Origin of the sequence: Parachryseolinea silvisoli, from assembly GCF_021190955.1 — a bacterium.
GTDB classification, from domain to species: Bacteria; Bacteroidota; Bacteroidia; order Cytophagales; family Cyclobacteriaceae; genus Ohtaekwangia; species Ohtaekwangia silvisoli.
Genome location: NZ_JAIOAO010000002.1, coordinates 1,594,215 through 1,609,421 on the forward strand (window position 1 = coordinate 1,594,215; position 15,207 = coordinate 1,609,421).

Here is a 15,207-nt window from a genome sequence, read left to right on the forward strand (position 1 = left end):
AATTTGACAGAAGCTCCGTAGCTTTCGATGCCATGAGAAGTTTTGCCCTTACCGACCATCCCGCTTTCTCTACAACGGCTTCTCCTTATTTTCCAGAACATGTGATTTTTACGGGCAAGGTCTCGGACTTCGTCATTCCCGAGCACCGATGTCACCACGGGTTGATTTATTCTCTCGGGGGAACGTTCTCTTTTACCCTCCATGGATTGACCCGCACGCTGGATGAGAACAAATTTCTGATTGTGAATGGCAATAGCACATTCGGACTACACGTGGGCAGCCCGGTCGCGCAGCCTATGATGTTGTATTTTCAGTCGCGTACTCCGGCGTTGAGCCTGGGTAGTGATGCGGCGGACTGGAATTTAACAGAGCGGATTTACCCGGTAACCGATGTATTTAAAGAACGCATTCATGTACTGGCGTCATTGCCCGACAGTTGCTCGTCATTTATCACGATGAAAGCCGATGCCGTGATCCGGTCGATCCTGTTCGAAATACTTTCGTTTAATCAATACGCGTCGAACGAGTCGATGAAGCTGGATGTGCGGAAGGTCTCCACACGGCAGGAGAACTACAAGCGGCTGGCGGTAGTGCGTGAGTGGATAGAAGATAATTTTAATCGCACGTTAACCCTGGATGAGTTGGCCGGTATAGCTGCCATGAACCATCAGCATTTTCTAAGGCTCTTCCATAAAGTCTTTCACAAGACGCCTCACCAATACATTATAGACCGCCGCATAACCGAGGCCAAGCAGTTGTTGCTCGACCCCGGCATGGTGGTAGCGGATGTATGCCTGGCTATAGGCTGGGATAGTCTCAGTACGTTCAGCCAGCTGTTCAAGCAACGTACAGGTCAGACGCCCGGCGAATACCGGAAAGCCTCAGGCGGTGATCACATTCTTGAGTGACGGATTAAAATTTCGCAAGTCCAGGCCGCCTTCGAGCACCGATTTGAGGTTGGTGAGGAAGAACGTCCAGCCCATGGTGTTGCTGGTGTAGTGCTTGAAAATCCGTGCATTGTCTACCGGTATATTGTCTTCGATCAACTCTACGATCACCTCGTCCTGCTCTTTATAGATTGAAACGGTGACGGGGCAGTTGGACGAGAAGCTGAACGCGAACTTGTCCTTGCCGTTGGCCTCCAGCACGGTGCCTTCGTGTTTCATGTCATCGCTGTAACCGTGCCAGGTCCACAGGTAGGTATCGTCTTTCGACAACAGCTCGTTGGTTTTGCGAGTTTTGCCCTGTGCGTCCGTGGCGGGTGCTTTCCTGAGGAACCACGCCTCCAGGCCTTGCTGCGTAGCCCACGAGCTATAGGCTTTTTCAATAGTGGTTTTGATGTTAATCCGGAGCTTGATCTGGCTCCAGTCTTTATTAATGGCTTCCATAAATGTGTTTGTTTTTTAACGAAGGTAGCGGGGGAGCGTTCGTGGCTGTTTCTTGAAAATGGAGAATTTTCAGGCCAGCACCCCTGGCACGACCTTTTCTCTGTCTTCTAAACGACTATAAACCTAAGACAGATTGATATGGCAGAGAAAAATAAAGCAACGTTATTAAAGGGCAATGCGGCGATCGCAGCGGGTAATCACGAAGGATTCTTGTCGCTCTGTACCGACGACACAACATGGACGTTTATCGGCGAGCAGACCCTGAAAGGGAAAGAGGCGGTACGCCAGTATATGGCGATAACCTACCTCGAGCCGCCCAGCGTCACAGTCGATACGTTAATAGCAGAGGGTGACTTCCTCACAGCTGTCGGCAACATCACCATGAAGGATAAAGACGGGAAAATGACGCCATACGCGTACTGCGACGTCTGGCGTTTTCGCGAGGGTAAGATGGCTGAGCTGCGGGCTTTCGTCGTCAAAACAGACGCCCCTTAATGCCGGAAATTTATTGGTCTTTGCCCGAGTAGGCGACGGTAATGACCCCGCGGTATTCATTGTTTGAATAACCGATGTGATAAAAATACATTCCAGGAGCTTCCCCGTTGGGGTGCCACTGAAACTCCCGGCTGTCGCTCGTGAATACGCGGCGGCCCCAGCGATTGAAAATCAGAATCCGTTCGAAATGTCCGGCGCAATTATCGAGGGGGAGGATGTTGACGAGCGCACCGGTATCATCAAGTTTTTGCATGGCGAAGTAGTCGTTCTTGTCGTCGCCGTTAGGTGTGACGAAGTTCGGCGGAAGGAATTTATCGTCGCTGCCGTCTACATCTTTAATGTGCAGGGTTACCGTTACCGTGTCGGCCAGGTTGGCAAAGCAGCGGTCGTCGCTTACGCGGAAGGTAAAGGTGTAGTCATTCTCATATACCCGGTTTACGAAGATGCTGCAGTCGGGCTCCCAGAGGAATGTTCCGTTTACGGTGCTCTGTGCGGGCGAGGACGTGAAGGTATAGCCGGACGGTTCTACTGTGCCCGTGGCGCCGACCAGGCTCATGGTAAGCATGTCGGGTTGGGGAAAGAGGTCGGGGTCGCGGCCGGTCAGGGCCAGGGAGATGGGCTGGCCGAGGGTGATATTCATGGAGTTGTCTGCTGCCAGCACCAGGTCGGGGTTGGTGTTCGCGACGGACAAGGCCGGGGCGCGGTTGTCGGGCGGCGAGACGTTGACGTTTACGACCAGGGTGTCCTGGTATTTAAAGCGGCATTTGTTGTTATAGTCCTGTACGATGAAGTGGAAGGTAAAAGAGCTTTTCATGCGCAGGTCGATCGGGCCACAACGGAGATCCCAGGCGAACGGTGACTGTACGTCTCCTGCTCTTTCCGTCTGCGGGAAGGTGGCGTTATAATCTGACAAGGCAAAGTCTTTGCCTTCGCCGTACAAGGTCAGCATGTCGCCGTCGTTGTCATGCCCGAGGACAGTGAAGCGAAGCGACTCGTTTATTTTTCGTTCGACTGTTACGGAGTCGTCGAAGGGATCGCTGGTGAGTCCGGAGGATGAGATGATGGGCTTGCTATTGACGGGCAGGATGATGCGGAGATTCATGTTCAAGCGATCGGGATCTTTGAACAGGCATTGATCGGCGTCCTCGACCTGGAGTATTACGGGGAAGACGGTCTGTTGGGTGAAATCAAATACGTCACACCGAATGTCCCATTGAAAAATAGCGGTGCGTGTATTACCGGTTTGTGGGTTTACGGTCAGGGTCATGCCGGCTTCGGCGAGGGATGTAGGACCGGTGAGGGGCAGGGCGGTAATGTCCATCGCATCGCCGTCGGCATCAAACGCTTCAATGGTCCAGGTCTTTATACCACTGCCTTCGTTAAACGCTTCGTTGATGTCGTTCGTGACGAATACGGCGGGCGTGTTGAGTGGCGGCGTGATATTGACGGTAACGAGTAGTGTGTCGAGGTTGGGCAAGCTACAGGCGTCGTCAGCGGCAATGAAGGCGATCTGGAATGGCCGGTTTACAAAGGGGCATTCCGGAAAACAGACGCGGAACGTCGCGAAGGGGCTGGTGCGTGTGAGCCGTGCGGACGTGATCGCGGGAAGAATGTCGCTGAGGTCGGCGTTGAATCCGATCGGTACGGCGCGTAGGGCGATCTCCTCGGCAAAGCCGTCGGCGAGGTTGTTTATATCGTCGTCGGAGATGCGCACTTCGATGCAACGATTAGCATCCGGCGTGCCAGCGGGAAACGTAACGTTCATGACGTCGTCGTGGGTGAACGTGCCTTCGCTCAGGGTGCGGCCAAGAATCTGTGGCGGCACGGCGGTGGGGCATTCGTCCACGACATACATCTGGAAGTCGCGGCGCACCTCGCCGATCTTTCGGTTCCCACGATATTCTTCGCAACGGACGCCAAAGACATACAGGCCTACACCCGTAAACGATGGGGTGACTGTGAGCAGGCCGTCGCGGCTAATGGCGAGGTCGGGGCGGCCACGCATGACGTTGGTGAGGCTGTACGGCGACGTCCAGCGCACGTCGGGATAGGGGCCGGGGTGTGGACCATCGGCCGGGACCGCCTCGGCGGTGACGGTGTTGAGGGGAGTAACAAGTGAGTAGACCAGCGAGTCGCCATCGGGGTCGGTGCCGGAGAAATCAGCGTAATACTGTTTGCCGGGGCACGCATAGTCGCTCAGTGGGCGAAACAATGCGGGCGATGAATTGATGAACGCCCGGTTGCGCCAAACGACGGCGGGGAACTCCATGTAAAATGTCTGTCCGGCGGCATTGGGAAAATCCACCGTGCCTTCGGGTGGCTCTTCGCTGACGATGTTGACCAGGCCTACGTTGTTATAGTTGCGGCAACAGCGCTCCCAACTGATGTAGTAGCCATTGGCGTGGTTAAAGGAGTTGCTGCGGAGTTGTATTGTATCGGTATACACAATCTTGTCCGTAATGATGCCACCATTGGAGCAGTTGGGTTGCGTGTACTCGACCGGTGTGCGAGACCAAAAGGTGAGCGGCTTCAGGCGCAGGCGCCGGTTATCGAATTTTCGGAAGATCCCGACCTGAATGACGCGCTCTTCCGCTTCCGGATCGCGCGTGGGATTATTCTGAACGTCGAGGTAATAGATGAGGTTGATGCGATAGATGTTTCCAGAGATGTGCACAAGCTCGATTTCTCCCCCCACAATATGCCGGGCTGCAGCAGGAAGGCAGAGGAATATGAGCAGAAGGAGAAAAACAATGCGATTCATACGCTACACATGCCGGTTCGGGAATGTTAAAGATAGAGAATCAGGACGAGGGGGAAAACCCCCGCCAGTTTGTATTTTTGCGCCTTTATGCGAAAAGGCGACATAATCGAAAATATTGTAGTCGAAACCATGGCTTCTGAAGGCAAATGCGTTTCGCACGTAGATGGCAAAGTGATTTTCCTGGAAGGCTGCGCACCCGGCGACACGGTCGACGCAGCCCTCACCAAGATCAAGGGCAGCTACCTGGAAGGCCGCGTAACGCAGATCCGTCAACTGTCACCCGACCGCGCGCAGCCGTTCTGCCTGCACTTCGGGCTGTGTGGTGGCTGCTCGTGGCAGCACATCCAATACGAAAACCAGCTGCACTACAAACAACAGCAGGTAGTCGACAACCTCGAACGCCTCGGGGGCCTCACGCTGCCGCCGCTCACACCGATCCACCCCTCGGCCAAGACCCGTTTCTACCGTAACAAGCTTGACTATACTTTCTCCGCGCAACGCTGGCTGACGCGCGCGGAAATGCTGGATGAAAATAAACCGGGTCAGGGTGAAGTGGCGCTGGGCTATCACATTCCACGCAAATACGATTTGGTATTTGATGTAAAAGAATGCCACCTGCAACCCGATCCCTCCAACGCCATCCGGCTGGCGGTAAGAGATGAGGCAGTAAAAAATGATATACCCTTCTTCGATCTGCGCAAGCAGGTTGGATTTCTGCGTACGGTGACAATCCGCACGGCGACCACGGGCGAGACGATGATCATTCTGCAAGTAGTCTACGACAAGATGGAATGGACAGAGCTGATTTTGCGTCGCCTGGAGCGTGACTTCCCGCAGATCACATCGTTTCAATATGTGATTAACGGCAAGAAGAACGACACGTTTGCCGATCTTACCATTCTTACCTGGAAGGGCAATCCCTATATCACGGAGCAAATGCCGAAGCCCGACGGGAGTGGTGTGTTACAGTTCCGCGTGGGGCCGAAGTCCTTCTATCAGACAAACTCGGACCAGGCATTTGAGCTGTATAAGATCGCCTGGAAGATGGCCGATCTGAAAGGACATGAGCTGGTGTACGATTTGTATACCGGCACCGGTACCATCGCCAACTTTGTGGCGGGCCAGGCGCGGAAAGTTGTGGGCCTGGAATACGTGGCGGCGGCAATTGATGACGCCAAGGTGAACTCGCGGATCAATGGCATTACCAATACCGATTTTTATGCAGGCGATATCAAGGACCTGCTTGACGATGAATTCCTGTCGACACACGGGCGACCGGATACGGTCATTACAGATCCGCCGCGGGCGGGAATGCACGAAGATGTGTGCAAGATGTTGTTGAAGGCGGAGCCGGAGAAGATTGTGTATGTGAGCTGCAATCCGGCGACACAGGCGCGCGATCTGAAGTGGCTGTCGGAGAAATATGAGATTTCGGCGGTGCAGCCGGTGGATATGTTCCCTCATACGATGCATGTCGAAAATGTTGTGCGGTTGGATCGGAAGCGGTCGTTGTCCTCGGAAGTCTGAAGACTTCCATCCGTGGAGGCACTCCCGATAGCTATCGGGACGCCCTCCCTTCGGTCGGAAGACTTGCGCCAGGTGCTGCGGCCTTAATGCACTCCAATCTGGGTTTTTTGTAAAATCTACGATCGGTGGGATGGGAAGTCCATAATATTAGTAGTTTAGTGCAGACGATTGAATTACATGCAACGAAGAACGGCATTAAAACAACTGGGGTTGATAGCGGGGGCGGCAATCATTCTGCCGCACTGTACCAGCAAGGAGGCGGCCACCGAAGCCACCGTCAAATTAAATAAGCTGCAGGTGAGCGGTCAGCAGGAAAATCTGCTGGCAACCATGGCCGACGCACTGATTCCCAAAACCGATACGCCGGGTGCCAAAGAGCTCAACATCCACCAGTTTGTACTGCGGATGATGGATGACTGCTTTGACGCGGACGCTCAAAAGAAATTTATGGCAGGCCTGACGCAAGCGCAAAAGGCCATTGTCCATAAGACCGGCAAAGACGCCGAAGAATGTACCCCTGCGGAGTGGCAGGCGTTCTTCCAGGATATTGAGGCCGGCAAGATAGCGGCACCTGCACAGGGTGAAGATAACCTCAAAGCTTTTTACGAGCCCTTCCGCCAGCTTAGCATTCGCGGCTACCTCGGCTCCGAATATGTCATGACCAATGTGTTTGGCTATAAGATGATTCCCGGCAAGTTTACCGGTGAAGTGAAGATTGATGCCAACAGCGACCTCAAAACGATTCTTGCATGAACGCCAATATTGACGCAACCAAACAAAATACTTTCGACGCGATCGTGATCGGCTCGGGCATCAGCGGCGGCTGGGCGGCCAAAGAGCTGACGGAAAAAGGTCTGAAGACGCTCGTGCTGGAACGCGGCCGCGACGTAAAACACCTCAAAGATTATCCCACCACCAACATGCAGCCGTGGGAGTTCCCCCACTATGGCCAAATGCCGAAGGAGGTTAAAGATGCCAACCCCGTGGTGAGCAAGTGTTATGCCTTCAACGAAGATGCTGCACACTTCTTTGTGAAAGACCAGGAGCACCCGTACGTACAAGACAAGCCGTTCGATTGGATCCGCGGCTACCAGGTAGGCGGCAAGTCGCTGCTTTGGGCACGTCAGACACAACGGTGGAGTAACTTTGACTTTGAAGGTCCCGCGCGCGATGGTTTTGCCGTCGACTGGCCGATCCGGTATAAAGATATAGATCCATGGTATAGCTATGTCGAAAAGTTTGCCGGCATCTCCGGTAACAAAGACGGCATTCCGGCACTGCCCGACGGCGAGTTCCTGCCGCCGATGGAAATGACCAAAGTAGAAAGCTACTTCAAAGAGAAAGTAGCGGAGAACTATAAAGACCGTCACATCATTGTCGGCCGCTGCGCCCACATCACCGAGCAACAGCCGATCCACGCGGAGCAAGGCCGCGCCAAGTGCCAGCACCGTAACTTGTGCCAGCGGGGCTGTCCGTTTGGCGGCTACTTCAGCAGCAATGCATCGACCATACCCTGGGCGGAGCGCACCGGTAACATGACACTGCGTCCAAACTCCGTGGTACACTCCATCATCTATGATGAACAGAAAGGTCGTGCGACCGGTGTACGCGTCATTGACGCCGAAACCAAGGCGACCACGGAATATTTCGCACGCATCATTTTCGTCAATGCTGCTGCGATGAATACAAACCTCCTTCTGCTCAACTCCACCTCCAACCGTTTCCCGAACGGTCTGGGTAACGACAGCGGTGTGTTGGGTAAATATGTGGCATTTCACAACTACCGCGCCCGTGTATCGGCTGAATACGAAGGCTTCGCCGATTATACCAAAGCCGGCAATCGCCCCAACGGATGTTATATACCACGCTTCCGCAATGTACAGAAACAAGAGACTAACTTCCTGCGCGGCTACGCCGCGGGCTTCCAGGCCTTCCGCCAGGTAGAGCGCTCGTTCGACGGTATCGGGGCAGACTTGAAAGACAACATCTTGCATCCCTCACTCGGCATGTGGAGCGTAGGCTCACACATGATGGGGGAGACGATTCCCAAGGAAAGCAGCTACGTCGCGCTCGACAAAGATCAGAAAGACGCGTGGGGCATACCACTGCTCAAGATCTCGATGGACTATGACGATAACGACGAGAAGATGGTGAAAGACTATCTCGAGCAGATCTCCGAGATGTATAGCAAAGCCGGCTTTACCAACATCCAAACCTTCGACAGCCACCAGGCGCCGGGCCTCGACATCCACGAAATGGGCGGTGCCCGCATGGGCAACGATCCAAAAACATCGGTACTCAACAAGTGGAACCAGGTGCATGCGTGCAAGAACGTGTTTGTAACAGACGGAGCGTGTATGACTTCTACGTCTACACAGAACCCTTCGTTGACCTACATGGCCTTTACAGCGCGTGCTGCAGACTATGCGGTGAAGCAGATGAAAGCGAATGAGCTTTAATTAGTTTCACTATCTGATATGTGATTGCCCCATGCCGGAAGCGTGGGGCATTTTTTTGGCCCATTCCCAACAAACACTTGTTCCCCGAAAAATAAAATCCTCCATCCGCTTGAATCCTTTCTCCAAACTTCTCAACATCGCCTTTCAATTTTTGGGAGTATGCGACAAAAGCTGCTAAGTGAAGGAGCAAAAGAGCTCAGCTACGAAATCCGGGAGATCGTAAAGAAGGCAGACCAGCTGCAAAAGCTCGGTGTGACCATCTCATGGGAAAACATTGGTGACCCCATTCAAAAGAATCACAAGCTGCCGCAGTGGATCAAGGACGTCATCGCCGACCTCATGAAGCAAGACGACACCTATAGCTACTGTCCTTCCAAAGGCATGCTGGCCACGCGCGAATTCCTCGCCCGCCAGACAAACGCCATGGGCGGCGTACAGATTACAGCCGATGACATCTGTTTCTTCAACGGCCTGGGCGACGCCATCTCCAAAGCATACCAATTCATCTCGCGCACGTCGCGCGTAATCGGTCCTTCGCCGGCATACTCCACACACTCCAGCGCTGAAGCAGCACACGCTGCCCATGAGCCGCTGACGTATAAGCTCGATCCGGATAACAAATGGTACCCCGACCTGGACGATCTATACAACAAGATCAAATACAATCCCAACGTCGTCGGCATCCTGATCATCAACCCCGACAACCCGACGGGCATGGTCTACCCGCTGGAAACCTTGCAGCGCATCGTGGCCATCGCGAAAGAGTTCAACCTCTTCCTGCTGGCCGACGAGATCTATATCAACATCACCTACAACGGCGCGCGCGCATATTCGCTCGCGGAGATCATCGGCGACGTGCCGGGCATCTCCATGAAAGGCATTTCGAAAGAGATGCCATGGCCCGGCTCACGCTGTGGCTGGATGGAATACTACAACCGCGACAAGGACCAGGACTTCAACCGCTTCTGCCAGGCCCTGGACAACGCCAAGATGATCGAGGTGTGCTCCACGAAGCTGCCACAGCTGGCAATTCCGAAGATTCTCGGCGACCCACGCTTTAAAGGCTACCGCGAGGCAACGAACACCAACATCGGGCGCCGCAGTAAGATCATATCCGACATTCTCGGCACCGTGCCGGAGCTAACCTTCAACGAAACGTTCGGAGCTTTCTATAACACGATCATCTTCCGCGAAGGCGTGCTGAAGCCGCATCAAAAGATGCGCATTGATAATGCCGAAGTACGGACATTGGTCGAGGCCTGGGTAAACCAGGATGATATCCAGCAGGACAAGCGCTTTGTTTATTATCTGCTGGGATCGAAAGGCGTTTGCGTCGTGCCGATCTCATCGTTCTGCTCTGAGCTGCAAGGCTTTCGGGTAACACTACTGGAGGAAGATGAAGATACCCTCGTCCGCACCTTCACAGCCATCCGCGACGGCCTGGTAGAATACCTGGCGTCCTGAGTGAATAGCTTTTTCTGAAAAAAACGCCAGATTGGCAGGCTCCCGGCGTAGGGTACTGCCGGCATACAGTAAGTATACTCTATGTATACTTTAAGTATACTTTATCCCTACTCTATCCACTCTGTTGTGGATGTCTATTTCTGGCATTTCTATAGCTTCATGGGTGCTCTTTGGCCACGGTACTCGTGTCATTGTGTCGGAGTTATTCCGGGGACCTTTTGCTAACCGTGTCCGCGTACCACCATCCGATATCGGACACCCCGTAACAATACCGAACGTCCTTCACACCTAAAAAACGGCTCCAGCCGCTCAAAAAGCCGTTTCCCCCAACTGGTACGACCTTTGGTCCCTGTCTTTGCAAATCTCCGCCCCATGATAAAATACCACGTTCTCCTTTTTCTGCGCAACATGCGGCGCCAAAAGCTGTTCTCGGCCATCAATTTGCTGGGTTTAACGGCCGGTATCGTCAGCACCCTGCTGATTTACCTGTACGTGCAGCACGAGCTAAGCTACGACCGCTTTCATGCAAATGCCGACCGCGTTTACCGCATCAACCAGACCTTTATCTGGGGTGAAAACGATGACCACCTGTTCTCTTCTACCGGCCCGGGCGTAGCCTATGCGTTGGATGCCGAGATTCCGGAGGTAGAACAAGTAACCCGCGTGCATCCTACGGGCAACTTCCTGGTGTCGTACACCGACACCAAGCATGAAGCACATGCCTTTGATGAAAGCAAGATTCTGGCGGTAGACTCTAACTTCCTTTCCGTTTTCACCTTTCCGCTGGTGAAAGGCAACGCCGCCACCGCCCTGACCCTGGCGCGGAGCGTTGTCCTGACGGAAGAAGCCGCCCGGCGCTACTTCGGGGACGAAGACCCCATGGGCAAACTGCTGGAAGTAAAAGATACCAGTCCGCAAGGCGATGGTGGCCTGCAGACATACCAGGTAACGGGTGTTGTAAAAGACGTACCCTCGAACTCGTATATCGACTTCGACATGCTGGTGTCCATGAACACCTTCGAAAGCATTACCAAGGCCAACTGGAACTGGATCTGGACAACCTTCGAGACATTTGTACTGCTCGACAAACATGCTTCACCCGAAGCGCTCACGGCTAAGCTGCCGATCCTTCCACGCAAGTATGCCGAGACAACCCTGCGTCGCACCATGAACCAGTCCTTCGACGACTATACAAAAAGCGGTCGTTCGTGGGAGCTGTTTGCGCAGCCGCTTACCAGCATTCGCCTCTACTCGGATAATATCTACAATCGCCTGAACACCGTCAGCAGCATCGTGATCTTGTACGTGCTGTCGGGTGTCGAGATCTTTATCGTGTTGCTCTCGTGCATCAACTTCATGAACTTATCGACTGCGCAGTATACACGCCGTATCAAGGAGTCCAGCTTGCGCAAGATTCTGGGGTCGAACCGCCTGCAATTGGCCGTGCATTTCTTCGCGGAGGCATTGATGTTCTGTGTATTGGCGGCAGGGGTGGGCCTGGCGGTAGCGCAGCTGGTATTGCCGCTCTTCAACGTGCTGACCGGCAACGACCTTCGCCTCAACCTGTTCACAGACCCTCAAATTCTCATGATACTGGGGGCGCTGATCCTCATCATGAGTGCCTTGTCGGGTAGCTACCCTGCCATCTTCCTGAGCCGCTTCTCGCCTGTAGAAGCGATGAAGGGCACCCTGCGTACCGGCAAGCAAGGCAAAGTGCTGCGCAACGGTCTGGTGATGTTTCAGTTTGCCATCTCCATGGTGCTGATCGTCTGCACGGTAGTGGTATTCCAACAACTGCACTTCCTGGCCAACAAAGACGTAGGCTTTAACCGTGAGAACCTGGTGGTGGTGAAGCGCGGTGAATGGATTAAAGACAGAAAAACATTCGCACATGCGCTGAAGAATATTCCACACGTGGAGGAGGTAGCCTGGTCTACGTCTGTGCCCCCGCGTTTATACGATGGCGACCAGTTTCAGGCAGAGGGTCATACGGATAAAACGTCTTCGTTGAACTATGTAAAGGCAGATGAGCAATATGTCTCTGCGCTGAAGCTGCAGCTCGTAGTGGGCCGCAACTTCTCGAAAGATATACCCGCCGACAAAGAGCGTGTCATTTTGAATGAGAACGCGGTGAAGGCCTTTGGCTGGAATGTAGACGAAAGTGTATTGGGTAAAAAGATATTCTACCCGGGAATAGAGAAGACATACGAAGTGGTGGGCGTGGTGAAAGATTTTCACTACTGGGCGCTGGCTGCACCGGTACAGCCGATGGGCATCTTCCACATGGAGGGATCGGCTTATTCCGGTCAACAACAGTTTGCGGTCGTGCGGGTAGAGGCTGGACAAGCCGACGTATGGAGCGATGTAATAGCCTCGCTGGAGAAGGAATGGAGAGTATTTGCCGGCGACGCCCCGTTCCAATACGAGTTCGTGGATCAGGCTTTCGCCGAAGCGTTTAAGGGACAGGAGCAATTCGCCCGTGCACTGACAATCTTCGCGGCGATGGCCATTCTCATCGCTTGCTTCGGCTTGTTGGGCATGATCATCTTTACCCTGGAGCAACGCACCAAGGAGATTGGCATTCGCAAAGTAGTAGGCGCTTCGGTATGGAATATCTGGGTGCTGGTGGTACGCGAGTATACCGTGCTGATCGTGGTATCGGTGCTAGTGGCTACACCGTTGTGCATTTACCTGCTTACAAAATGGCTTGAAACCTTCCAGTACAGAGTACCGCTGACGCCCTGGGCCTTTATCCTGGCGGCGGGCAGTATGCTGGCGACATCCATTCTCATCACCGGCTATCATGTGTTAAAAGCCGCGCTGATGAATCCGGTGGCAGTGTTAAAAGATGAATGATCTTGACGTTGTTGTTATTGATAGTTTAGGTTAATGTTTAAATTAAAATGTGCAGAAAGCTGCCGGTTCGCCGGCAGCTTTTTTTATGTCAGGTGCTATGCTGATTTGTACAATAGATGCCAGGATTATAGTATACTACTCTAACGGCTCTTCCAGACGGTACCGGATGCCAACTCCGTTCGACCAGATGCGATTAAATAAGTTTCTGCTATTGTCATCGGATCTGTCGAGAGAAAAGTTATACTGACTTTGTGCGAAGAGACAGAATCCATGAATCGGGATGCTTATACCAACGAACGGGATCAGGGGCAGGCGGCTTTCAACGAAGCGATCGCTGTCTTTTACATTGCCCTTATAGCGGGTCTGGCGATACGAGGTAAAGTGGTAGCCCATTTCCATGCCCACATAAAGTTCGAGGTGTCGCCAGACAATGAAGTCCCGGCGCAGACTGAGAGTCAGCTGGAACACTTGATAGTCGCTATACGTATCATACCCGAAAATCTCATTCCGTGCGATAATAGTAGGAAACGTATCGGCTTTAGGAGTATACCGGCCATAACCAAAGTTACCGGTCAACGTAGAGCGTTTATTCCTTTCCCGGTCGTTTACGCCCAGGGAGAACAGGTAGGTGTGCCCGGGGCGGTAAATGTGCCTGAATTCATCCTGGTATTGGTCGACGAGTTTGGTGGCGCTGAATTCGAGCTGTGCGCATACGGGTAGGGTGGAGAAAAGGAGAATGGCTGTGAGCAGGAAACGGTGGTTCATGGGTAGGTGGAGGTGTAAAGAAAGTGAATAAAACGGAAACAGAAGAGCAGGAATTATGCCAGTACCCATAGCAATCTATATACTTTCCTTAACTTTTAAGGAAACAAAAACGGGTTTCCCGAAAACGCTTGCGAAATGGTGACAATCCGCGCAAACGAAAGCCAGTAACTGTCAACCTAACATTCGTTTTTGAGCTGGATTCGAAACATTTCCGGAAGTTTGCTTGAATAGTAGATGATAATTCGTGATAATTGTACTCGCACAGAATTTTATGATGAAAGATCTAAAAATAACCGAACGATCGTTAAGCCTTACAGGGCTGATCAACGGCACTGTGCTCGTCATCGTCGTCATTCTCCTCGTGGTCAAACCCGCAGGGGCGATGGTGATTTAAGATTTTAAACAAGATATCACGAACCGCCCCGATCACTCGGGGCGGTTTTGTTTTATACAGGCAACTACAAACTAACAGTTGTAAATTATGTACTACACGAAAGACACGATCCTTTTCCTGAATGGGAAATTTATCAAGGCGGTCGATGCCCACATAGATCTGTACAGTCAGACACTGCACTATGGCTTCGGAGCGTTCGAGGGAATTCGTGCCTATCAGACCATGAACGGCACGAAGGTCTTCAAGGCCGTCGAGCACTTCGAGCGCCTCAAGAAAAGCTGCGCGCTGGTCGGCATTCCGTTTCAATACGAAACTGAAGAGCTGGTACAAATTGCCTATCAACTGTTAGAGAAAAACAACCTGTCCGACGCTTACATCCGCCCATTGGTATACAGCGGCGCCAACATGCAGCTGACGCAAACAAACGAAGTATACCTGATGATGTGCGCGTGGGAGTGGGACAAATACCACGGCGACAAACACCTTCGGATGTGCATCTCGTCGTATCAACGCCCCAATCCGGGTGCGTTGAAGGTGGAAGCCAAAGTAACCGGACATTATGTGAACTCGATCCTGGCGACCAGCGAAGCCAAAGTACGTGGCTACGACGAAGCCCTCATGCTCGACATGAACGGCAACATCGCCGAAGCTCCGGGCGCCAACTTCTTCCTGGAAAAAGACGGCGTGTTGTACACCCCGGCGCTGGGCCATATTCTGCCGGGCATCACACGGCAAACGGTGCAGAATATTTGCCGTGAGCTCGACATACCGGTGAAAGAAAAACAAATCCGTCCCGAAGAGCTGGAAGCAGCCGACGGCGCGTTTTTGTGTGGCACCGCGGCGGAAATAGTAGGTATAGAGTCCGTTGATGCAAAACCTTTTAAAAAAGAATGGTTTGACAGCTTAGGGGCGACCGTACAGGAAGCTTACAAGTGTCAAGTATTGGAGAAATCATTTAGCTACGTCATCATCTAGACAACCAGATGGTCCGTGGAGGCGGAGTATTCTTGCTCGGAATACTCCCGCCGTCCACGAGTGACCGGAAGGTTATAGGGGAAGAGTGATCAGCAGGGGAGAAGAATTTTTTAAACTAAGTAT

The 15,207-nt window shown here is 52.9% G+C and carries 12 protein-coding genes; 9 read left to right on the top strand and 3 right to left on the bottom strand.

Annotated elements, in window-relative coordinates:
• Positions 1-32 precede the first annotated feature (32 nt).
• A complete protein-coding gene (locus tag K7P01_RS16720; RefSeq protein ID WP_267295057.1) occupies positions 33-908 on the top strand; it encodes a helix-turn-helix transcriptional regulator in 876 nt (291 codons plus the stop codon).
• On the opposite strand, the gene K7P01_RS16725 is transcribed toward K7P01_RS16720, so the two are convergent.
• Positions 882-1,388, bottom strand: a complete 507-nt coding sequence (locus tag K7P01_RS16725; protein WP_267295059.1) for an SRPBCC family protein — start codon at positions 1,386-1,388, stop codon at positions 882-884. The two genes, K7P01_RS16720 and K7P01_RS16725, sit on opposite strands and share 27 nt — an antisense overlap.
• 138 nt (positions 1,389-1,526) lie before the next feature.
• Between K7P01_RS16725 and K7P01_RS16730 the strand changes: the two genes are divergently transcribed.
• Positions 1,527-1,883 (top strand): nuclear transport factor 2 family protein, encoded by a 357-nt coding sequence (locus tag K7P01_RS16730; protein ID WP_267295061.1) that lies wholly within the window; start codon positions 1,527-1,529, stop codon positions 1,881-1,883.
• Between the two features lie 10 nt (positions 1,884-1,893).
• Here the strand turns inward: K7P01_RS16730 and K7P01_RS16735 are convergent, their stop codons facing one another.
• Positions 1,894-4,644 carry a gliding motility-associated C-terminal domain-containing protein gene (locus tag K7P01_RS16735; RefSeq protein WP_267295063.1) on the bottom strand — a complete coding sequence of 917 codons (2,751 nt, stop codon included), beginning with the start codon at positions 4,642-4,644 and terminating at the stop codon, positions 1,894-1,896.
• Positions 4,645-4,731: 87 nt separating this feature from the next.
• On the opposite strand from K7P01_RS16735, the gene rlmD reads away from it, so the two are divergent.
• The 5 genes from rlmD (at position 4,732) to K7P01_RS16760 (ending at position 12,950) form a co-directional block, all read left to right on the top strand.
• A complete protein-coding gene (gene rlmD, locus K7P01_RS16740; protein ID WP_267295065.1) occupies positions 4,732-6,171 on the top strand; it encodes a 23S rRNA (uracil(1939)-C(5))-methyltransferase RlmD in 1,440 nt (479 codons plus the stop codon).
• A gap of 177 nt (positions 6,172-6,348) precedes the next feature.
• The gene (locus tag K7P01_RS16745; RefSeq protein WP_267295067.1) at positions 6,349-6,924 is read left to right on the top strand and encodes a gluconate 2-dehydrogenase subunit 3 family protein; all 576 of its coding nucleotides are present in this window, start codon (positions 6,349-6,351) and stop codon (positions 6,922-6,924) included.
• Positions 6,921-8,630 carry a GMC oxidoreductase gene (locus K7P01_RS16750; RefSeq protein WP_267295069.1) on the top strand — a complete coding sequence of 570 codons (1,710 nt, stop codon included), beginning with the start codon at positions 6,921-6,923 and terminating at the stop codon, positions 8,628-8,630. The genes K7P01_RS16745 and K7P01_RS16750 overlap by 4 nt, the downstream gene beginning before the upstream one ends.
• A 159-nt stretch (positions 8,631-8,789) precedes the next feature.
• Positions 8,790-10,094: a pyridoxal phosphate-dependent aminotransferase gene (locus K7P01_RS16755; RefSeq protein WP_267295071.1), complete on the top strand. Its 1,305-nt coding sequence runs from the start codon at positions 8,790-8,792 to the stop codon at positions 10,092-10,094.
• Positions 10,095-10,466: 372 nt separating this feature from the next.
• Positions 10,467-12,950 carry an ABC transporter permease gene (locus K7P01_RS16760; protein WP_267295072.1) on the top strand — a complete coding sequence of 828 codons (2,484 nt, stop codon included), beginning with the start codon at positions 10,467-10,469 and terminating at the stop codon, positions 12,948-12,950.
• Positions 12,951-13,085: 135 nt separating this feature from the next.
• On the opposite strand, the gene K7P01_RS16765 is transcribed toward K7P01_RS16760, so the two are convergent.
• Positions 13,086-13,715 (bottom strand): hypothetical protein, encoded by a 630-nt coding sequence (locus tag K7P01_RS16765; protein ID WP_267295073.1) that lies wholly within the window; start codon positions 13,713-13,715, stop codon positions 13,086-13,088.
• Between the two features lie 271 nt (positions 13,716-13,986).
• On the opposite strand from K7P01_RS16765, the gene K7P01_RS16770 reads away from it, so the two are divergent.
• On the top strand, positions 13,987-14,109 hold the full coding sequence (locus tag K7P01_RS16770) for a hypothetical protein (RefSeq protein ID WP_267295075.1): 123 nt from the start codon (positions 13,987-13,989) through the stop codon (positions 14,107-14,109).
• A gap of 87 nt (positions 14,110-14,196) precedes the next feature.
• Positions 14,197-15,084 carry a branched-chain amino acid transaminase gene (locus tag K7P01_RS16775; protein WP_267295077.1) on the top strand — a complete coding sequence of 296 codons (888 nt, stop codon included), beginning with the start codon at positions 14,197-14,199 and terminating at the stop codon, positions 15,082-15,084.
• Positions 15,085-15,207: the final 123 nt, after the last annotated feature.

What these genes read in the sequence shown, in the direction of transcription:
- K7P01_RS16765 (WP_267295073.1), bottom strand. Translation starts at nt 13,715, where the DNA reads ATGAACCACCGTTTCCTGCTCACAGCCATTCTCCTTTTCTCCACCCTA.
- K7P01_RS16775 (WP_267295077.1), top strand. Translation starts at nt 14,197, where the DNA reads ATGTACTACACGAAAGACACGATCCTTTTCCTGAATGGGAAATTTATC.
- rlmD (WP_267295065.1), top strand. Translation starts at nt 4,732, where the DNA reads ATGCGAAAAGGCGACATAATCGAAAATATTGTAGTCGAAACCATGGCT.
- K7P01_RS16770 (WP_267295075.1), top strand. Translation starts at nt 13,987, where the DNA reads ATGATGAAAGATCTAAAAATAACCGAACGATCGTTAAGCCTTACAGGG.
- K7P01_RS16720 (WP_267295057.1), top strand. Translation starts at nt 33, where the DNA reads ATGAGAAGTTTTGCCCTTACCGACCATCCCGCTTTCTCTACAACGGCT.
- K7P01_RS16745 (WP_267295067.1), top strand. Translation starts at nt 6,349, where the DNA reads ATGCAACGAAGAACGGCATTAAAACAACTGGGGTTGATAGCGGGGGCG.
- K7P01_RS16750 (WP_267295069.1), top strand. Translation starts at nt 6,921, where the DNA reads ATGAACGCCAATATTGACGCAACCAAACAAAATACTTTCGACGCGATC.
- K7P01_RS16725 (WP_267295059.1), bottom strand. Translation starts at nt 1,388, where the DNA reads ATGGAAGCCATTAATAAAGACTGGAGCCAGATCAAGCTCCGGATTAAC.
- K7P01_RS16730 (WP_267295061.1), top strand. Translation starts at nt 1,527, where the DNA reads ATGGCAGAGAAAAATAAAGCAACGTTATTAAAGGGCAATGCGGCGATC.
- K7P01_RS16760 (WP_267295072.1), top strand. Translation starts at nt 10,467, where the DNA reads ATGATAAAATACCACGTTCTCCTTTTTCTGCGCAACATGCGGCGCCAA.
- K7P01_RS16755 (WP_267295071.1), top strand. Translation starts at nt 8,790, where the DNA reads ATGCGACAAAAGCTGCTAAGTGAAGGAGCAAAAGAGCTCAGCTACGAA.
- K7P01_RS16735 (WP_267295063.1), bottom strand. Translation starts at nt 4,644, where the DNA reads ATGAATCGCATTGTTTTTCTCCTTCTGCTCATATTCCTCTGCCTTCCT.